The organism is Janthinobacterium sp. FW305-128 (assembly GCF_020858135.1).
Classification (GTDB): domain Bacteria; phylum Pseudomonadota; class Gammaproteobacteria; order Burkholderiales; family Burkholderiaceae_D; genus Janthinobacterium.
Genome location: NZ_JACYMK010000005.1, coordinates 284,120 through 301,773, shown reverse-complemented (window position 1 = coordinate 301,773; position 17,654 = coordinate 284,120). Strand labels below are relative to the sequence as shown.

Genomic DNA, 17,654 nt, shown 5'->3' with positions numbered 1-17,654 from the left:
TACATGGCAGAACAGGCAAAACTTCCGCTGGGCAAATTGCTGATCCAGAAAGGGGTGATCAGCGAAGACCAGTTGCGCATCGCCCTGATCGAGCAGCGGCGCAGCAGCGAACCGCTGGGCAAGCTGCTGATCACCCTGGGCTTCGTCACGGAAGCCACCGTGCGCGAGGCCCTCAGCGAAAACCTGAAACAGGTCAGCGCGGACCTGTCGAGCCTGGTTGTCGACGCCATCGCCCTGAAGCTGATTCCGAAGGACGTGGCCAAGCGCTACCGTGTCTTTCCCATCGTCTACGAGCGGCAGGCGGACAACCTGATCCTGGCCATGGCCGACACGAGCAACATCGTCGCGCTCGACCAGATCAGCGCCATGCTGGTCAAGGGCATCACGATTTCCACCGTGCTCGTCAACGAATCGGACATTTCGCGCGCCATCGACCAGTACTATGGTTTTGAATTGTCGATCGACGGCATCCTGCACGAAATCGAAACGGGCGAAGTCAGCTACCAGAGCATGGCCTCGCCGTCGGACGAATACAGCCAGCCCATGGTGCGCCTGATCGACGCGCTGCTGGCCGACGCCGTGCAGAACGGCGCCTCGGACATCCATTTCGAGCCGGAACAGTCGTTCCTGCGCATCCGCTACCGCATCGACGGCATCCTGCGGCAAATCCGCAGCCTGCACAAATCGTACTGGCCGGCCATGGCCGTGCGCCTGAAGGTGATGTCGAACATGAATATCGCCGAAGCGCGCGCGCCGCAGGATGGGCGCATCAGCATCAAGTTTTCTGGTCGGCAAATCGACTTCCGCGCGTCCGCGCAACCCACCACGCATGGCGAAAACGTCGTGCTGCGCGTGCTGGACCGGCAAAAGGGCATCGTCCCGCTGGACGGGCTGGGCCTGGCCGAAGCGGAACTGAACTTGCTCAAACTGATGATCGCCCGTCCCGACGGCGTGATCCTCGTGACGGGCCCGACGGGCAGCGGCAAGACCACCACCCTGTATTCGATACTCAACCATATCAATACGGAAAGCGTCAACATCATGACCCTGGAGGACCCGGTCGAGTATCCGATGAACATGATACGCCAGACCTCCGTCAACGAATCGGTCAAGCTGGGCTTTGCCGACGGCATCCGCTCGATGATGCGGCAAGACCCGGACATCATCCTCGTGGGCGAGATCCGCGACCGCGAAACGGCGGAAATGGCCTTTGCCGCCGCCATGACGGGCCACCAGGTGTATTCCACTTTGCATACGAGCTCGGCCATCGGTTCCGTGGCGCGCCTGCTCGACATCGGCATCCTGCCCGACATCATGGCTGGCAACATCATCGGCATCGTGGCGCAGCGCCTGGTACGCCGCTTGTGTCCGCATTGCAAGGAAACGGTGATCGCCGACGACGTCGAACGCCGCCTGCTGGGCCTGGCAACAAGCGATGCGCCCGCCTCCATCTGCCGCGCCGTCGGCTGCGAGCGCTGCGCGCACCAGGGCTACAAGGGCCGCCTGGCGATCATGGAAATCCTCAAGATGACGGCTGAACTCGATGAATTGACGGCGCGCCGCGCCAGTTCGCGCGAATTGAAGAACGCGGCGCGCGCGGCCGGCTTCAAGGGCATCGTCGACGACGGCGTGCGCCGCGTGCTCGAAGGCGTGACCACCCTGGAAGAAGTGGGCCGCGTGGTCGACTTGACGGAAAGGCTGGCCTGATGGCGCAATATGTCTACCGCGCCATGGATGCCGCCGGCGCATTGATTCCCGGCAGCATGGAGGCGGCCAACGTGCCGGACCTGGAAGCGCGCCTGCACCGCATGCAGCTGGACTTGATCGACTGCAAGATCACGGGCCAGTATCTGGTGCTGCTGGGCAAGCGGGTCATCCACCGCCGCGACCTGATCAACTTCTGCTTCCACATGGAACAATTGACGGGTGCGGGCGTGCCCATCCTGGAAGGCTTGAACGACTTGCGCGAAAGCACGGACCACCCGCGCCTGCGCGAAGTCGTCACGGATCTGATCGAAAGCATCGAAGGCGGCTTGCCGCTGTCGGGCGCGCTGGCCCAGCATGGCGACATCTTCGACGCCACGTTTACCAGCCTGATCCTGGCGGGCGAACAGAGCGGCAAGATCGCCGAAGTGTTCAAGAACCTGTCGGAAAGCCTGAAGTGGCAGGACGAGCTGGCCTCGCAAACGCGCAAGATCGTCATGTACCCGGTCATCGTCGCGCTGGTGGTGGCGGGCGTGACGTTTTTCCTGATGATTTATCTGGTACCCCAGCTGACGGCCTTCATCCGCAACATGGGCGGCGAGCTGCCGCTGCACACGCGCGTGTTGATCTTTGTATCGAATGTGTTCATCGATTACTGGTATGTGCTGCTGGCCTTGCCCGTGCTGCTGTTTTTCGGCCTGCGCACCCTGATCCGCCGCAGCGAGGCGGCCCGCTACGCGTGGGATGGCTTGAAGCTGCGGCTGTGGCTGGTCGGCCCCGTGCTGCACAAGATCATCCTGGCCCGCTTCGCCACGTTTTTTGCCCTGATGTATGCTTCCGGCATCACGATACTCGAATGCATCCGCCTGTCCGAAGGCATCGCCGGCAACCAGGTGGTGGCGGCCGGCCTGCGCCGCGCCGCCCAGCTGATCAGCGAAGGCCATGGCGTGACCGCCGCCTTCCAGCATACGGGCATCTTCCCGCCGCTGGTGATCCGCATGCTCAAGGTGGGCGAGGCCACGGGCTCGCTGGACACGGCCTTGCGCAATGTCAGTTACTTTTACAACCGCGAAGTGAAGGAATTGATTGAAAAAGTGCAGGCCATGATCGAGCCGGCCATGACGGTCATCCTGGGCCTGCTGCTGGGCTGGATCATGCTGTCAGTGCTGGGGCCGATCTACGACACCATCAGCACGATGAAAACTTGAGACCCGAGACCTGAGACCGCCGTGTTCCGCAAACAATTACTCTACATCACCAGCGATGCCCTGTGCGCCTACGACTGGGACCACGGCGTGCTGGGCCAGGGCCAGGCCTTCCCCGCCAGCGCGGCCGGGCTGGACGGTTTCGCCGCGTGGCTGGAAGATCCGCAGGGGCAAAGGCTGGACGTGCCCGCCTACCTGCTGACGGACTTGATCGAGGAAGATTTCCAGCGCCAGCTGCTGCCCCACGTGCGCGGCAAGGCGGGCCGGGCCCTGCTGGAGCGGCGCAAGCAGCAATTACACCGCGACACGCCCTATCGGGGCAGCACCCTGCTGGGCCGTGAAAGCACGGGCCGCCACGACGACCAAGTGCTGTTCTTTGCGCTGACCAACCCGTCCTTGCTGCAGCCATGGACGGAGGCGCTCGAGCACTTGCGCGTGCCCGTGGCCGGCATTTATTCGACCAGCCTGCTCAGTATCGCGCTGGTCAAAAAGCTGTCGATCGCGCACGAACACTTGCTGCTGGTGACGCAGCAGTCGGGCGGCTTGCGGCAAAGCTACTATGAAAAGGGCCAGCTGCGCTTTTCGCGCCAGACGGCCACCATCGCGCTCGACGGCGTGGCCGTGAATATTGCGCTGGAAACGGAAAAAACGCGGCAATTTCTCACCAGCACGCGCATGCTGGCGCGCGGCGACGTCTTGAATACCGTCATCCTGGCGCCGGCCGCGCAAATCGCCAAGCTCGAACTGCTGTGCGACAACGGCGTCGAAGTGGCTTACCACTTCATCGACCTGCAGCTGGCGGGCGAACGGGTGGGCTTGCGCCGCACGCCGGCGCTGGCCGACGAATTGCTGCTGACTTTGCTGGGCAAGCATCCGCCGTCCAGCCACTATCCGCCCGGCGCGCTGGCCCGCTACTACCATTTCCAGCGCGCGCGCAAGACGCTGTATGGCGCCAGCACGCTGATCGGCGCATCGGCGGCCCTGTGGTGCGCGATTAACTTGCTCGGCGGCATAGCCGACGGGGCCGCCATCGAACGCCTGGCGCAGGAAACGGCGTCCTATCAGGAGCGCTACCGCAGCGTCATGTCGACCCAGCCGCCGGCGCCGGCCAAGACGCAGAACATGAAAGTGGCCGTGACCCTGGGCCACATGATCGCCAGCCAGGCGCCGGAGCCGGGCCGGCTGCTGGGCATGCTGAGCGCCGCACTGGATCAGGCGCCGCAAGTCGCGCTGGGCCAGCTGCACTGGCATGCGGGCCAGGCGCCCGCGCGCGTGGCGAGCAATCAGACGCCGCCACAGCAGCAGCAAAGTACGGGCGCACCGGCCGGCAGCGCCCTGGCCGGCATTCCCGTCGCGCCGCCGCAGGCCTTGCGCCTGGAAGCGGACGTGGCCATGCCGAACAACGATTACCGCGCGGCCCTGGCGGCCATCACGGCCTTCGCGCAAACCCTGGCGCGCCAGCCGGGCATGCAGGTGACGATCGAGGAAACGCCGCTCGACCTGCGCCCCAGCGCGGCCCTGTCCGGCAAGAGCGCCGTGCCGGCGCCGGCCAGCCAGGCCCGCTTCACCCTTTTGCTCGCGTGGCAGCCATGAGCGGCCCCGTCAAACAGCCGCCCCTGCCCGGCATGCAACGGAGCGGCACGCCCGCGCGCGCGCTGCCGGCCTGGCTGGGCGAACTGCATCTGATACGCCGCGCCCTGCTGTGCTTTGCGCTGACCTTGCTGGCCAGCGTGGTGCTGCTGAGCCTGAGTGCCGCCTACCGGGCGCGTGAAGCGCAGCAGCTGGACCTGGCCCAGCGCACGCGTTCGGCGGCCGCCCTCCTGTTCAACCATGCGGAGGCGGAAAAGCAGGAAATCCGCGCCTACGAACCGCAATTCCTGGCCCTGCGCCAGCGCGGCCTGATCGGCGAGGAAAACCGCCTGGCCTGGATCGACGCCATCCGCCGCAGCCAGGAACAGCGCAAACTGCTGCCGATCAGCTATGACATCAGCCCGCAGCAAGCGCTGCAAGTACCGTTGCCCATGGTGATGGGACAATATCAGCTGCGCGGCAGCCGCATGCGCCTGCAGATGGATTTGCTGCACGAGATGGATTTGCTGAACCTGCTGGACGATTTGCGCCAGGCCGGCTATTTCGCCGTGCAGGATTGCACGCTCAAGCGCCACGCTGCGGCCGGGGCCGGTCCAGGCAGCGGAGTTGCGCCCACCGTGGGCGCCGAATGCGAGCTGCTGTGGCTGACCCTGGGCAGCGCGCCCGTGCCGGGGCGGCCATGAGGACCACCCTCGTCCTGTGTGCGCTGCTGGCCGGCGCCGCGCTCACGGCCCAGGCACAGTCGCCGCAACTGGGCCGTTTGTTCCTGTCGCCCGACCAGCGCGCCCAGCTCGACGCGCAGCGCTACGGCCCGCCGGCGCCCGATCCTGCCCTGGCGGCGCCCCCGGCCCCGCCGCCGCCACCGCCGCCTGCCCCGCCCGTGGAATTGAATGGCGTGGTGCAGCGCAGCAGCGGCCGCTCTACCGTCTGGCTGAACCAGGAAACGCAAAACGAACCGCACAACCGCCTTGCGCGCGACAAGTCCGGCACGCCCGGCGCCCTGACCTTGCGCCTGTCGAACGGCCAAGTGGTGCTGCTGAAGCCCGGCCAGCGCTACGACCCGGCCAGCGGCACGGTCACCGAGGCGCCGCCATGACGCCTCACCAACCGCATCGCCAACTTCGTCGCCAGCGCGGCGCCGCCCTGTTGCTGCTGGTGGCCGTGCTGGGCCTGGGCACGGCCAGCCTGCTGATCGGCGCCTTCGGGCGCAACACGGGCGAAGCCGAACGCCAGCAGCGCACCCTTGCCACCCTGGCGCAGGCGCGCGACGCCTTGCTGGGCTTTGCGGCGACCAATGGCCGCCTGCCCCGTCCGGCCGCGTCCGCCCTCGACGGGCGCGAGCGCCCCGCCGACTGCGCCGGCGACGCCGAGTGCAGCGGCTTTTTGCCGTGGGTGGCACTGGGCGTGGACGGCGTCGATGCCTGGGGCAAGCTGCTGCGCTACAGCGTCACGCCGGAAATGGCGCGCGCCCCCATCGTCTCGTTTTCCGCTGTCGCCAACAGAGTCGTGCTCACGCGCGACGGCCGCGGTGAACTCGCCTACGTGGCGGGACAGGACCAGTGCGACGTCAGCGCCCAATGCCTGCCCGTCGTGCTGTTCTCGCAAGGTAAGGATCACTACGGCACGGCCGCCAGCGGCGTGGCGCAGATCAACACGGCGCGCGGCAATATCGACGAAGCCGCCAACGACAGCGCCAGCCGCCGCTTCATTAACCGCCCCGCCACCGACCTTGCCACGCCGCCCGGTGGCGCCTTTGACGACATGCTCACCTGGATTACCTTGCCCACCCTGTATCAACGCATGCGCGCCGCGCGCAACCTGCCATGAGCGCCCGCCATGTGCGCCGCCAGGGCGGCTTTTCCCTGATCGAGATCGCCATCGTGCTCGTCATCGTGGGCCTGATGATCGGCGGCCTGGTCACGCCGTTGACGGTGCAGCTGGAACAACGCAAGGTGGCCGAGACGCAACAGGCGCTCAATGAAGCGAAGGAAGCGCTGACGGGCTTTGCGCTGCGCTACGGCTACCTGCCGTGTCCCGCCATCTCCGCCGGCAATGGCCTGGAAGACCGGCGCGGCGCCCGCTGCACGGGCGAAAAACGTGCGGGCTTCCTGCCCTGGGCCACCCTGGGACTGCGCCAGGGCGACAGCTGGAACAATCTGTTCCGCTACAGCGTGACGCCCGCCTTCAGCGACAGCGAGCAGCAATTCAACCTGGGCACGCCGCGCGACATCAGCATCGTCACGCGCAATGGCGGCGCGCTGCTGCAGGCGACGGCGTTAAGGGACATCCCCGCCATGATCATGTCGCACGGCAAGAACGGCTTTGGCGCCACGGGCGTGCAGGGCCAGCGCCAGGCTATTCCTTTCAGCAACAATGTCGACGAGCGCAACAATGCATCGAACGCCACCACTGTCATCAGCCGCGCCGCCAGCGGCCCGCAGCAGCCGGGCGGCGAGTTCGACGATATCGTCGTCTGGCTGTCGCCGAACATCCTGTTCAACCGCATGGTGGCGGCGCAAAGGCTGCCCCGCTGATGCCGATGCTCTGGCCCGCCCTCACCATCGCCCGCTACACGCTGCTCGAAGCGCTGCGCAGCCGCCTGCCGTGGCTGTTCGTGCTGGCCGCCTGCGCCGCCGCCGGCCTGGCCGGCTTCCTGCAGCAACTGGCGCTGACGGAAAGCGGCGCCGTGCAGGCGGCGCTGCTGGCGGCCGCCTTGCGCCTGGCCGGCGTCTTCCTGCTGGCCACGTTCATCATCACCAGCATGGCGCGCGAAGCGGCTGACCGGGGCCTGGAATTGCTGCTGGCCTTGCCCATGCCGCGCGCAGCCTACCTGCTGGGCAAATTGCTGGGCTACGGGGCGCTGGCGGCCGTGCCCGCCGTGCTGTTCGGCCTGCTCATGGCGCTGTTCGCCGCGCCCGCGCAAAGCGCGCTGTGGGCGCTGTCCTTGCTGGGAGAATTGTGGATCGTCGCCGCCTTCAGCCTGCTGTGCGCGGCCAGCCTGCAGCAGGCCCTGCCCGCGCTGGCCGCCACTAGCGGCTTTTATGTGCTGGCGCGCATGCTGGGCAGCCTGCAGTTACTCGCGCACGGCCCGCAGGCGGGCGACTCCCTGGTGCAACAGGCCACGGCTGGCGCCATCGACGTGCTGGCCCTGCTCTTGCCCCGCCTCGACGCCTTTGCGCGCACGGAGTGGCTGCTGTACGCGACCGGCGACTGGCAAACCCTGGCCGGCGTGGCAGCGCAAACGGCCATCTATGTCGGCTTGCTGGCCAGCTGCGCGCTATGCGACTTTTACCGCAGGAACATCTGATGGCCGCCGCCCAGCGTCCTTGGTCGAGCGTGCCGCGCCCCCTGTGCTGGCTGCTGGCGGCCTGCCTGCTGCTGCAGCTGGGCTGGCGCCTGGCGCAGCAGCAGGCACCGCCACAGGCGCGGCCCCTGCCCGCCGCGCCGCCGGCAGCCGTGGCGCGCCTGGCCAGCCTGGGCGAGCCGCTGGCCATGGCCAAGGCCATGCTGCTGTACCTGCAATCGTTCGAAGACCAGCCCGGCGTCAGCCTGCCGTGGCGCAAGCTCGACTATGACCGCCTGGCCGGCTGGCTGGAGACGGCGCAAACGCTCGACCCGCGCAGCCGCTACGCGCTGGTGGCCGCCAGCGAAGTGTACGCGGGCGTGGCCGATCCGCAGCGCGCGCGGCGCATGCTGGCCTTCGTCGCCGCCAGCTTCGCCGCCGACCCGCAGCACCGCTGGCCCGCCATGGCGCAGGCGGCGCTGGTGGCCAAACACCAGTTGCACGACCTGCCGCTGGCGCTCGCCTATGCACGCCAGTTGCGCCGGCTGGCGACGGGGCCGCAAGTGCCAGCCTGGGTGCGCGAGATGGAAGCGTTCATCCTGGAAGACATGGACCAGCTCGACAGCGCACGCCTGGTGATCGGCGGCCTGATCGCCAGCGGCCAGATCAGCGACCCGCACGAACTCGCTTTCCTCGCGCGCAAGCTCGATGCACTGGCCGACAAGAAAAAGGCGGCGCCGTGAGCCACCGTCCGACATGCCGTGCGCGCGCGGCGCCAATTGCAGTAAACTGCCATACCAGTCCCCAGCACTTTTTTCCAAGGAAATCCCCATGCTCCCACGCCGCCAGCACGGCTTTACGCTCGTAGAAATCGCCATCGTCCTGGTCATCATCGGCTTGCTGCTCGGCGGCGTGCTCAAGGGACAAGGCTTGATCGACAGCGCCAAGGTGAAAAACATCATCCAGCAATCGAATGCGCTGACGGCCGCCGTCAACGCCTACCAGGACAAATTCCGCGCCCTGCCCGGCGACGATATCCAGGGCACCGTGCACGTGCCCAATTCGGCCGGCAACGGCAATGGCGACGGCCAGATCGGCGACGGCCAGCCGCGCGAATTCACGCTGGCGCCGCAGCACCTTGCGCTGGGCGGCTTCATTACCGGCTCGTTCAACGGCACCTCGCAATTCATGACCAGCGCCCAGGGCGGCGCCGTCTACCTGTACAACGATGAAGTGGGCGGACGGGCCGGCAACGGCATCCGTTTCGACAACCTGCCCGAAGGCTACGCCGAGCAGATCGACAGCAAACTCGACGATGGCGTGGCCAGCACGGGCAGCGTCCGGGCGAACATGCCCTATGGCAATACCGGTGCTATCATCCCCCGCACCGCCGTCTTTTTCTGAGCCGCCAGTCACTATCGAAGGAATACCATGCCACTGCACCGCCAACTCATCGTCTCCCTGGCCGCCGCCTGCGCCTTGCTGGCCGGCAGCGCGCACGCCCAGTACGTGGGCCCGACGGCCGGCCCTGCCGCGCCCGGCAATGTGGCCGCCATCCTGAAAAATCCCGTCGACGACCAGGCCGTCGTGCTGCGCGGCCACCTGCTGCGCAAAGTGGGGAACGAGAAATACACGTTTTCCGACGGCACGGCGGAAATCCGCGTGGACATCGACGACAAGGTCTTCATGAACCGCCAGATCGACGCCAGGACCCGCGTGGAAATTCGCGGCGAAGTGGAAAAGGATTTCATGGAAAGCCCGGAAATCGATGTCGACGTGCTGACCGTGGTCCCCTAAGTTTTCCTGCCCTCCCGCCGCCACGGCGGGAGGGGCGTCACCTCCCTTCTGTATGCCTTGCGCAACCTTTTTTCCATCCAAGAAACTAGGCTTGTCAGAACAATCAATTTCGTCTAGCATCTTTTCATTCAAGGTCAGCCAGCGCCAGCGTGAGCCTGCCTGTCGACTCATCCATTCTGGGAGCTTTCCGGGTGCAAGATTTGCCTTCGATACGCTCAAGAATTTCATGGCTGGTGTTCGCCTGGGTCATTCCGACGGCCCTCGTGTTTCTCCTGCTCGTGGCGCAAAGCTACACGCGCGAACGCGACCATGTCGTCAGCGAAACGGCGCAGGCGGCGCGCGCCGTCTCCGCCGCCATCGAACGCGACTTGAGCGGCGCCCAGATGGCCGCGCGCCTGCTGGCCGCCTCGCCCGCCCTGCAAGACGACGATATCGGCGCCCTGCGCGCCCTGGCCGGCAACCTGCTGCAGCCGGGCCTGGCCGTCAGCGCCTTCATCGTCTCCGACGCCAAGGGACGCCAGCTCATCAATACATCGCTGCCCGCCGGCCAGACACCGCCCCCCTTGCCGCAAAAATGGGCCGCCAGCATGGACCGCGCGCGCGACTACGGCAAGCCACGGCTGACCAGTTTGCTGACGTCGCCGGACGAGGTGCCGCGGCTGGCCCTGAACCAACGCTTGCCGCGTAACAAGGGACCCGCCTATGTGCTGACGGCGCTGTACCCGCCCGACTACCTGCCCTTGCTGCTGCGCGAGCTGCACCTGCCGGCCTACCTGGGCGCGGCCATCGTCAACGCCGACGGCATCAACGTGGCGCGCACCCTGGCGCCCCAGCGCTATGTGGGCCAGCGCAGCCCGGCCCCCCTGCTGGAGCAGATACGCCAGCAGCGCGAAGGCGTGCTGCGCCACGCCACCCTGGAAGGCATCGACGTGTATACGGGCTTTCGCCGCGCGCCGGACGACGCCTGGACGGTGGCCGTCACCATCCGCACCAGCACGGTGGCCGAAGCCCTGCTGCGCTCCGTCGTCACCGGCTCCCTCATCCTGGCCCTGCTGCTGGGCGCCGGCTTTGCCCTGGCCTGGCGTGTGGGCGGCCGCCTGGCCCGCACCCTGCAGGAACTGACCGTGCAGATCCATGCGCTGGCGCAAGGCAAACCCCTGCTTTCGAACAAGCACACGGACCGCGAATCGGCCGACATGGCAGCCGCGCTGGGCGCGCTGGAACGCGACTTGCGGCGCCACCGCACACAGCTCGAAAGCCTGGTGAGCGAGCGCACCCTGGCCCTGGAAAAATCCACGCGCCTGCTGGAAACCGTCTACGCGACGGCGCCCATCGGCATGCTGTTCGTGGGACTGGACTTGCGCGTCGTCATGATCAACCAGTACCTGGCCGCCATCCACGGGGCCAGCGTGGCGCAGCATCTGGGCCGTCCCGTGGGCGCCATGCTGTTCGACGACGCCGTGCGCATGGAGGTGGAACGCTGCGTGCGCCAGGTGCTCGAGACGGGATCGCCCATCGTCGACCTCGAGTTGCAGGGTCATGGCGGGCGGCAGCGCGAGCAGCTCAGTCACTGGATCGTCTCGTATCACCCGATTTTCGGCCCCGAGCAGCAGTTGCTGGGCGTGTCAGGCCTGTGGCTGGACATTAGCGAGCGCAAGCGCAGCGAAGCGGAATTTCGCCGCTCGAAGCACCTGTTCGGCACCATCATTGAAAACATCCCGGCCATGGTCTTCGTCAAGCGCGCCGACAAGCTGAGCTTTGAAATGGTCAACCGCCATGCGGAACTGACCCTGGGACGCTCGCGCGAGCAATTGCTGGGCAAGACGGATCACGACTTCTTCCCGCCGCAGCAGGCGGCCGCCTTCGTCAGCGCCGACCGCAAGCTGCTGGCCACGGGGCAGATGGTGGAAATCGACCAGGAGCCGATCAACACGGCCGACGGCACCACGCGCCACTTCACCACGCGCAAGGTGGTGCTGCGCGACGACGCGGGGCGCGCCAGCCACGTGCTGGGGGTATCGATCGATATCACGGAGCGCAAGCGCGCCACCGAGGTGCTGCACGCCACCACCTTGCGCCTGGAACAGAGCGAGCGCTTCATCCGCACCGTCACCGACAACCTGCCCGGCATGGTGTCGTACTGGGGCGCCGATCTGCGTTGCCGCTTCGCAAATAATTTCTATAACGAATGGTTTGGCCGCAGCAGCGCCGAGCTGGCCGGCATCCACATGAGCGAATTGCTGGGGCAGGAATTGTTCGACGTGTATGCGCCCCACGTCGAGGGCGTGCTGGCGGGCCGGCCGCAAAGCTTCGAGCGCGACCTGCTCGACCCCACGGGACAGGTATGCCATACGTGGACCAATTACATCCCCGACGTCGACGACAGCGGCGGCGTGCGCGGCTTCTTCGTGCTGGCCTCGGACGTCTCCGAACTCAAGCGCACGGAATTGCGCCTGCACGAACTCAACGAGCAAATGGTGCGCGCGCGCGACAAGGCCGAGGCGGCCAGCACGGCGAAGAGCGAATTCGTCGCGAACATGAGCCATGAAATCCGCACGCCGATGAACGCCATCATCGGCCTGGCGCGCCTGCTGGAAGAGTCGCCGCTGGAACGGCGCGAACGCAGCTACGTCGGCAAGATCCAGATGGCCACGCAGTCGCTGCTCCATATCGTCAACGACGTGCTCGATTTTTCCAAGATCGAGGCGGGACAGATGGTGCTGGAACAGCGGCGCTTCCAGCTCGAACGCATGCTCGGCAGCGTCGGCGTGCTGCTGGCCAGCAGCGCCTGGGCGCGCGGCGTGGAGCCCGTGTTCGTGCTGGCCCCCGGCGTGCCGGACGAGCTGATCGGCGACGCCCTGCGCGTGGAACAGATCCTGATCAACCTGGTGGGCAACGCCGTCAAATTCACTTCGCATGGCGAAGTGGTCCTGTCCATCGGCATGGCGGCCGAGGATGCGGCCAGCGTGACCCTGGAGTTTTCCGTGCGCGACACGGGCATCGGCATCGGCGCGGCCGAGCAGGAACGCATCTTCGACGCGTTTTCCCAGGGCGACAGCGGCACCAGCCGCAAATACGGCGGCACGGGATTGGGGCTGGCCATTTGCCGGCGCATGGTGGAATTGATGGGCGGCCAGCTCAGCGTGAAAAGCGCGCTGGGCCAGGGTTCCGACTTCCGCTTCCGCTGCCGCTTCGGCAAGGCGGCGGCGCCGCACGAGCCGCGCCGCAAGGGCGCGCCCAGGGCCCTGTCGCTGCTGATCATCGACGACAACGCCAGCGTGCGCGCCATGCTGGAAGACTGGTGCGCGGCGCAGGGCTGGCACAGCCGCAGCGCCGACAGCGGCGCGGCCGGCCTGGCCTTGCTGCGCCAGGCCGGTGGCCCGGACGGCTTGCCGCCGGCAGACCTGGTGCTGCTCGACGCGGCCATGCCAGGCATGGATGGCATTTCCATGCTCACCGAGGCGCGCGCCGATGCGCTCTTGGCGCTGCCGCCCGTGATCATGCTGGTGGCCGACCAGGACAGCGAAAACCTCGAACGCCTGGCCGACAGCCTGATGCTGGCCGGCATCGTCTCGAAACCGGCCACCCCGGCACGCCTGCTGGCGGCCGTGACGGCCGTGCGCGAAGGCCGTAGCGCTCCTTCCGCGCTGCCCGTGTCCACGCCCTTGTCGGGCTTGCTGGAAGGCATGCGCGTCCTGCTGGTGGAAGACAATGAAATCAACCAGGAAGTGGCGCAGTACATCCTGCTGCACTCGGGCGCGCGCGTGGCCGTGGCCGCCAACGGCCGGCTGGCCGTCGACTTGCTCACGAGCACACCGGACGCCTGGGACGTGGTGCTGATGGATTTGCAGATGCCCGTCATGAACGGCTACGACGCCACCCTGGCCATCCGCGCGCTGGGCTTGCCGGACCTGCCCATCGTCGCCATGACGGCCAATGCCATGGACGAGGACCGTCTGCGCGCCATCGCCAGCGGCATGAATGCGCATGTGGCCAAGCCCATCGATGTCGACGACATGATCGAGACCCTGACCCGGCTGGTGCCGGCGCCGCCGGGTGCGGGCACTGGCGGCAGCGCCATGCCGGCCGCGAACGCCGTCGCGTGGATGGCCGATGTGCCGGCCACGGTGCCCGGCATCGACCTGGCGGCGGCCCTGCACCGCTTCGGCGGCGACTACGGCGCCTTCCTGGCCCTGCTCAAGCGCTTTGAAAATTCGCAAGGCGACGCCGTCGAGGACACGCGGCGCCTGCTGGCCGCCGGCCAGACGCGGCAGGCGGCGCAGCTGCTGCACCGCGTGTGCGGCGTGGCGGCCAACCTGGGCGCCGCCCACGTCGCCAGCCTGGCAGGCGAGGCGGAAAAAACGCTGAAAACGGCGCAATCGCACGCGACACCCGCCTTGCTGGGGCAGCTGGAACTGGCGATGGCCGAAGTCATCGAGGCGGCGCGCACCCTGCCCTCGCCCCTGCGGCGCGGGCAGGGTGCACCCGCCGCACCCGGCAGCGCGCCGCCCGACCTGCGCGCCGGCCTGGCCGACTTGCTTGTCCTGATCCGCAACAATAACCTGAAGGCGCTGGCCCAATTCCACGCGCTGCACCCCGCCCTGCAACAATCAGACCGGGAAGCGGCCCTGGCGCTGGCCAACGCGATCGAAACCCTGAATTTTTCCGAAGCGGAAAAACTCGTGCTCGATCAGCTGAAACGAGAGGAAAACAAGTGAGCTGGACCAACCTTGCCATGAACGGGCGCATCCTCATCGTCGATGACGCCATGGAAAACATCCAGATCCTGCACCAGTTGCTGCGCGAGGAACACGAGGTGCTGTTCGCCCTGAGCGGAGAGAAGGCGCTGGAGATTGCGCATAATCAACTGCCGGACCTGATCCTGCTCGACGCCGTCATGCCCGGCATGGATGGCTACGCCGTCTGCAATGCGCTGCGCGAATCGGCCATCCTGAGCGCCATTCCCGTCATTTTCGTCACGGCCCTGAACCAGCCCGAGGACGAGACGCGGGCGCTGGAAGCGGGCGCCGTCGATTTCATCACGAAACCGTTCAACGCAGCCGTCGTGCGGGCCCGCGTGCGCAGCCAGCTGACCATCAAGCGGCAGGCCGACGCCATGCGCGAGCTGTCGCTGACGGATACGCTGACGGGCGTGGCCAACCGGCGCAGCTTCAATGACACGATGGACAGCGAATGGCGGCGCTGCGCGCGCGACGGCGTGCCGATGGCCCTCATCATGGCTGATATCGACCACTTCAAGGATTACAACGACACGTATGGCCACCAGGCGGGCGACCTGTGCCTGCAGCAGGTGAGCGACGCCCTGCGCCGCTGCGCCGTGCGCCCGCCCGACCTGCTGGCGCGCTACGGCGGCGAGGAATTCATCATCCTGCTGCCGCAGGAAACGCGCGACGGCGCCGAAGTGGTGGCCCAGCGCATCCTCGACGAAGTGCGCGCGCTGCAAATTGCCCACGCCAGATCGAGCGCCGGCCCGCACGTCACCGTCAGCCTGGGCATGGCCAGCGTCATGCCCACGGAAGGCATGGACCCCAGCGCCCTGATCCGCGCCGCCGACGCCCTGCTGTACCGCGCCAAGCAGACGGGGCGGGACAGGTATTGCGCGTCGGAGGGGGAGTAATCAGGCAGACTATCGGCCCTTTGCGGGCGGGCCGTTGGACCGCTTGCCGCCGGATGGCCGTCCCGTCGTGCTGGGCCAGCCACCCGCATTGCCGGGACCGCGACCTCTGCCCGTAGCGCTGCTACCTTTGGCGGCGCCCTTGCCAGCGCCGCTGTTTCCGCTGCTTGCATTGTTAGACATCATTCACTCCTTCGCCGGAAAGCGCCGGCGCGCCACCAGCGTACATCCGGCGCACGCGCAGGAGCGCACGGCTGCCTGTCGGACTGCCGCACGATGCCGCCACATGTCGGCTTACGCCCTGCGGGCTAAGCCGACCTACGCCGACCTGCGATGTGGGCTCAGCTTGCCGCTCAGGGATAGCAGCGCATCAAAAATTCCGCCACGCACACGGGTTTCGTGTCGCCTTCCCTCTCCATTGTCACGGCCCAGTTCACTTGCGCCCCTTCCGGCACGTCCTCGACGGAGAGGATGTCGAGCCGCGCGCGCAGGCGGCTGCCGACGGGCACGGGCGCGGGGAAGCGCACTTTGTTCAGGCCATAGTTGATGGCCATGCGGATGCCGGCCATGTGCAGCGCACCCTGTAGCATGGCGGGCAACAGGGACAAGGTCAGGAAACCGTGCGCCACGGTGCAGCCGTACGGCGACTCGCGCGCGCAGCGCTCGGCGTCCACATGGATCCACTGATGGTCGTCCGTGGCGTCGGCAAAGGTATCGATGCGCTGCTGCGTGATGGTGAGCCAGTCGGAGACGGCCACGTGCTGTCCCGACAAGGCCTGGAAACCGGCGATGCCGGCGATATCACGCATGGTGCTCTCCTGCCGGACGGCGCCCGAACATGCCCATGCCTTCGACGGTGGTCACCACTTCGCCATGCTGGTTGCGCACGCTCCACACGGAAATGACGATGCCGCGGTCCGGCTTCGAGGTGGACGGGCGCACTTCCTTGACCTGGTAGGTCAGTTGCAGGGTGTCACCTGCGCGCACGGGTTTGAGCCAGCGGATGCTGTCCAGGCCGGGCGAGCCCATGCTGGACGAATGCTTGAGCAGGTTATCGACCACCAGCCGCATCATCATGCCGCAGGTATGCCAGCCGCTGGCGATGACGCCCTTGAAAATGGTCTTTTCCGCCGCAGCATGGTCAACGTGAAACGGCTGCGGGTCGAAATCCGTGGCGAAGGCGATGATTTCCTTTTCTGTCACGTGGCGCTGGCCCAGGTCGATTTCCAGGCCTTGCGTAAAGTCTTCGAAATACCAGTGTTTCGGGGCGATAGCGGTCGATGCGGTCATGCGGTCTCCGTCGGCAAGAAGCCCGGCTGGGCGATAAAGCGCTCGATGTGATGGTCCACGTCGCCCAGGGTCAGGGCGATCATGGAGAGGCGCTTGAAATGATGGGCGGCGGGCAATTCGTCCGTCACGCCCATACCGCCATGCAATTGCACGGCTTGCTGGCCGACAAAGGTGGCGGCCAGGCCCACCCGCGCCTTGGCGGCGGACACGGTACGGCGGCGCTCAGACGCGTCGTCGCTATCGGCCTTGGCGGCGGCCAGCATGGCCATCGAACGGGCTTGCTCCAGGTGGATGAACATGTCGGCCATGCGGTGCTGCAGGGCCTGGAACTTGCCGATCGGCGCGCCGAACTGCTGGCGCGTCTTCAAGTAGTCGAGCGTGGCGGCAAAGATGGCGTCCATGGCGCCCACGGCTTCCGCGCACAGCAGGGCGGCGCCATAGTCGAGCGCCGCGTCCAGCACAGGCCAGCCCTGCCCCTTTTGTCCGACCAGCGCGTCATGCCCCAGCACCACTTGCACGAGGGTCACGGTGGCGGCGCGCTGGCCGTCGATGGTGCGGTAGTCGTGCACGGAAACACCGGGCGCGTCGACGGGCACGAGGAATAGCGAAATGCCCTCCGTCTCATCCTGGCCGCCGCCGCTGCGCGCCGACACAATCAGAGAATCCGCCTGGGCGCCATGAATGACGACGGTTTTCTCGCCGTCGAGCACGAAACCGTCGCCGCTGGCCGTGGCCGTCGTGGCGATGTCGTGCAGGTCGTGGCGCGACTGCCGCTCGCCGAGCGCGCAAGCCAGTTTCAGGCTGCCGCTGGCCACCTGTTCCAGCACCGCATCATGGCCGCCCGCCAGGGTCAAGAAGCGCGCGCCCAGCACGGTGGCGAAATACGGTTCGACCACGAGGCCACGCCCCAGTTCCTGCATCACCAGCAGCATGTCGACGGCCGTGCCGTCGAAACCGCCCGCGGCGGCCGGCAGCGGCAAGGCCGTCATGCCCAGCTCGGCCAGGGTGGCCCAGGCGGCATCGGACGTACCCGTGGCGGAATGGATGATGGTTTGCCGCGTCTCAAACGGGTAATCCTTGTCGACCCAGCGCCGGAGCGCGTCGGCGAATTGCTGCTGTTCCTGATTGAATTGGAAGTCCATGTCGTCTC

At 66.9% G+C, this 17,654-nt stretch carries 16 protein-coding genes; 13 read left to right on the top strand and 3 right to left on the bottom strand.

The genetic code is table 11. The features are described 5' to 3' along the window. Positions 1 to 3: 3 nt before the first annotated feature. From IGS60_RS13235 to IGS60_RS13175, 13 genes are all read left to right on the top strand, one after another. The gene (locus IGS60_RS13235) at positions 4 to 1,707 is read left to right on the top strand and encodes a GspE/PulE family protein (protein ID WP_070224563.1); all 1,704 of its coding nucleotides are present in this window, start codon (positions 4 to 6) and stop codon (positions 1,705 to 1,707) included. Next, the gene (locus IGS60_RS13230) at positions 1,707 to 2,912 is read left to right on the top strand and encodes a type II secretion system F family protein (RefSeq protein ID WP_230504860.1); all 1,206 of its coding nucleotides are present in this window, start codon (positions 1,707 to 1,709) and stop codon (positions 2,910 to 2,912) included. Before IGS60_RS13235 ends, IGS60_RS13230 begins: the two co-directional genes overlap by 1 nt. A 21-nt stretch (positions 2,913 to 2,933) precedes the next feature. After that, positions 2,934 to 4,502, top strand: a complete 1,569-nt coding sequence (locus IGS60_RS13225; protein WP_230504858.1) for a hypothetical protein — start codon at positions 2,934 to 2,936, stop codon at positions 4,500 to 4,502. Then, the gene (locus tag IGS60_RS13220; protein WP_230504856.1) at positions 4,499 to 5,182 is read left to right on the top strand and encodes a hypothetical protein; all 684 of its coding nucleotides are present in this window, start codon (positions 4,499 to 4,501) and stop codon (positions 5,180 to 5,182) included. Before IGS60_RS13225 ends, IGS60_RS13220 begins: the two co-directional genes overlap by 4 nt. Continuing rightward, on the top strand, positions 5,179 to 5,595 hold the full coding sequence (locus tag IGS60_RS13215; protein WP_230504854.1) for a hypothetical protein: 417 nt from the start codon (positions 5,179 to 5,181) through the stop codon (positions 5,593 to 5,595). Before IGS60_RS13220 ends, IGS60_RS13215 begins: the two co-directional genes overlap by 4 nt. Further along, positions 5,592 to 6,326 (top strand): hypothetical protein, encoded by a 735-nt coding sequence (locus IGS60_RS13210; RefSeq protein WP_230504852.1) that lies wholly within the window; start codon positions 5,592 to 5,594, stop codon positions 6,324 to 6,326. Before IGS60_RS13215 ends, IGS60_RS13210 begins: the two co-directional genes overlap by 4 nt. After that, positions 6,323 to 7,033, top strand: a complete 711-nt coding sequence (locus IGS60_RS13205; RefSeq protein WP_230504850.1) for a type II secretion system protein — start codon at positions 6,323 to 6,325, stop codon at positions 7,031 to 7,033. The genes IGS60_RS13210 and IGS60_RS13205 overlap by 4 nt, the downstream gene beginning before the upstream one ends. Continuing rightward, on the top strand, positions 7,033 to 7,806 hold the full coding sequence (locus IGS60_RS13200; protein ID WP_368858615.1) for an ABC transporter permease subunit: 774 nt from the start codon (positions 7,033 to 7,035) through the stop codon (positions 7,804 to 7,806). The genes IGS60_RS13205 and IGS60_RS13200 overlap by 1 nt, the downstream gene beginning before the upstream one ends. Then, on the top strand, positions 7,806 to 8,525 hold the full coding sequence (locus tag IGS60_RS13195; protein WP_230504848.1) for a hypothetical protein: 720 nt from the start codon (positions 7,806 to 7,808) through the stop codon (positions 8,523 to 8,525). Before IGS60_RS13200 ends, IGS60_RS13195 begins: the two co-directional genes overlap by 1 nt. 88 nt (positions 8,526 to 8,613) lie before the next feature. After that, positions 8,614 to 9,186 (top strand): prepilin-type N-terminal cleavage/methylation domain-containing protein, encoded by a 573-nt coding sequence (locus IGS60_RS13190; RefSeq protein WP_070291219.1) that lies wholly within the window; start codon positions 8,614 to 8,616, stop codon positions 9,184 to 9,186. Between the two features lie 27 nt (positions 9,187 to 9,213). Continuing rightward, positions 9,214 to 9,579, top strand: coding sequence for a NirD/YgiW/YdeI family stress tolerance protein (locus IGS60_RS13185; protein WP_230504846.1), 366 nt, complete (start codon positions 9,214 to 9,216; stop codon positions 9,577 to 9,579). 233 nt (positions 9,580 to 9,812) lie between these two features. Then, positions 9,813 to 14,297 (top strand): PAS domain-containing protein, encoded by a 4,485-nt coding sequence (locus IGS60_RS13180; protein ID WP_230504843.1) that lies wholly within the window; start codon positions 9,813 to 9,815, stop codon positions 14,295 to 14,297. Continuing rightward, positions 14,294 to 15,217, top strand: coding sequence for a diguanylate cyclase (locus IGS60_RS13175; protein WP_230504841.1), 924 nt, complete (start codon positions 14,294 to 14,296; stop codon positions 15,215 to 15,217). Before IGS60_RS13180 ends, IGS60_RS13175 begins: the two co-directional genes overlap by 4 nt. 350 nt (positions 15,218 to 15,567) lie before the next feature. Here IGS60_RS13175 and IGS60_RS13170 read toward each other — a convergent pair whose 3' ends face one another. The 3 genes from IGS60_RS13170 to IGS60_RS13160 are packed head-to-tail and all read right to left on the bottom strand — an operon-like array spanning position 15,568 to position 17,646. Further along, positions 15,568 to 16,023, bottom strand: coding sequence for a MaoC family dehydratase (locus IGS60_RS13170; RefSeq protein WP_070222902.1), 456 nt, complete (start codon positions 16,021 to 16,023; stop codon positions 15,568 to 15,570). After that, a complete protein-coding gene (locus IGS60_RS13165; RefSeq protein ID WP_230504839.1) occupies positions 16,016 to 16,504 on the bottom strand; it encodes a MaoC family dehydratase in 489 nt (162 codons plus the stop codon). The genes IGS60_RS13170 and IGS60_RS13165 overlap by 8 nt, the downstream gene beginning before the upstream one ends. Next, a complete protein-coding gene (locus tag IGS60_RS13160; protein WP_230504837.1) occupies positions 16,501 to 17,646 on the bottom strand; it encodes an acyl-CoA dehydrogenase family protein in 1,146 nt (381 codons plus the stop codon). The genes IGS60_RS13165 and IGS60_RS13160 overlap by 4 nt, the downstream gene beginning before the upstream one ends. Positions 17,647 to 17,654: the final 8 nt, after the last annotated feature.